This is a genomic window from Streptosporangium sp. NPDC053982, from assembly GCF_055585205.1.
Map to the genome: position 1 here is coordinate 1 of NZ_JBVJKQ010000043.1, position 2,039 is coordinate 2,039.

The 2,039-nt window shown below is 74.0% G+C and carries 2 protein-coding genes; both read right to left on the reverse strand.

Features of this window, described 5'->3' with window-relative positions; all coding sequences use genetic code 11:
* The coding region (locus tag ACZ6W9_RS36920; protein ID WP_470121855.1) for a DUF4082 domain-containing protein at nt 1–1,385 on the reverse strand (1,385 nt) is incomplete at its 3' end.
* A 381-nt stretch (nt 1,386–1,766) separates the two neighbouring features.
* A partial coding sequence (locus tag ACZ6W9_RS36925) for a hypothetical protein (RefSeq protein ID WP_470121856.1) occupies nt 1,767–2,039 on the reverse strand: 273 nt, incomplete at its 5' end.

Below are 2,039 nucleotides of genomic sequence, written 5' to 3' on the forward strand. Positions count from 1 at the left end.
GACTTGGTGACGCGGTAGGCGGCGCCGTCCTCGTTCAGGGCCAGGGTCCGCAGCTTCACACCGGGCGGCACGCCCGTGCACGCCGGCGTCGGATACCCCGCGCACACCCTGGGGTCGGGGACGGGGTCCGGGTCGCGCGGCGGGACCGGCTTCGACGTGGGCGTGGGCCCGCCTGTTCCGGGCGTGTCGCCCGGTCCGTCCGAGCCCTTGCCGGTCGGCTCGGGCCGGGGGGTCCTGCCGCCCGGGGAGCCGGAGCCGTCGTCCGGAAGGGACGTGGCGTCCCCGCCCGGATCGGGGGACGGGCCGGATGTGGCGGTGCCGTCCGGCTCGGGCGACGGGGAGGGCGTGACGCCCGGCCACCGGTCGCCGCCGGAGCGCCGGTCGTCGTCCGGCCCCCGGCCCTCGTCCGGTCCCGGGCTCCCGCCGGGCCACGGGTCGTCTCCGGGCCACGCGGTCTCGCCGTCCCACGGGATCTGGTCCGGCCAGTAGCCCCTGTCCTCCCAGCCTCCCCGGTCCGGCGCCGGGGTCGTCTTCCCGGGGAAGGGCCGGGGGGTGGACGCCCCGGTGTCCCGCTGCTCCCCGGTCTGGGGACGCCAGCGGAAGACGACGTCCACCCAGTAGTTGTACTGCTTCGGGTTCGACCGCCGGGGGAAGGCGCTGGAGCCGTACCCGAACACGCCCGCGTCGCGCCGCGTCGTGGCCAGCGGGCCGGAGCGGGCCGGGCGGGAGCCGTCGGTGCCCACGTAGGTGCCGTGGACGCTGTGGTAGGAGACCGTGTACGTCCGCCCGGCGGCCAGCCGTACCGGTGAGGCGAAGCGGGCCTCCTGCCAGCCCGACGCGGTCTCGTCATCGAAGGTGACCCGCGCCAGCCGCTGCCCGCGGGCGTCCCACAGGCTTCCGGTGTGCTCGCCCTGCTCGCCCCGGGCCTTGTAGAACCGCACGCCCGTCGCCCAGCCGCCGCGGGCCGCGGTGAAGCGCGTCCCGAGCTCGACGGGCGAGCGGTCGGCGTGCGTCCCGGCCCGCACCGGGGTGTCCGGCCGCCACAGGCTCGTCTCCTTCGCGCCGGAGCCGGAGCCGGAGCCGGAGTCGGAGTCGGAGTCGGAGGTCCCGGAGCCGGACGCGCGGGAGTCCGCGTCGCCGGAGCCGGACGCGCCGGGATCGGAGGCGTCGCCGGGGACCGGGGTGAAGACGGCGGGGGCGGGACGTCCGGCGGCCGCCTCCCGGAAGGCGACGCCGTCGCGGGTGAGGGCCCAGACGGCCGGGCCGGTCGCCGCCGCGAGGACGGCGACCAGCGCCGTCGTCAGAACCGGCGGTCGCCGCCGGGATGGTGCGGGTGGTGCGCTCTCGCTATTCCCCTCGTGCCGCGGGGAGCTCGTACTGGACATTCCTGTGACCTCCGCGCCGGTTCTCGCCCGGCTCGATGATGTGTCCGCTTGGTCCTCGCACAGGGGACATTGTTGCGGCTGGGGTCACAGATACGCACCGTTTTCACGAGTATTGGTCTGCGAACGGTCCGGGAATGCTCGGTGAGCGGCCATGTGGACGGACCGGCGAACGGTTATCCGACAGGCCGGAAATGGAACCGGAAACGACATCGAAAACGGCGTCGGAAAAGGTGAACATGTCGCGCGATTTTCCGGTCATCGCGCCGGCCCCCGGCGCCGGAGCGTCCGGGGCGGTGGTCCGTGCGGGGAGGCGGGGCCGCTCGCACCAGGTCGTTTCCGCCGTCCCGCCCGCGTGGACGGCGCCCCGCCTTCCCCGCCGGGTCAGCCCGCGCAGGGCAGCGGGCCGACGGTCGAGGTGACGCGGTAGTTCTGGTCGATGGTGACCAGCGAGTTTCCCGACCAGTCGATCTTCGCGCATTCCGAGTCGACCGGCCCGTAGACCCACGACCTGTCGACCAGCTTGTTGTCCCGCATGACCATTTTCCCGCGCCCGTTCCTCAGTTGGATGCTGTAGGTGCCGCCCATGATGAGGTTGTCGGTGACGGTGGCGTTCACGATCTGGTCGTCGGTGAGGAAGATGGGTGCGGTGATGTC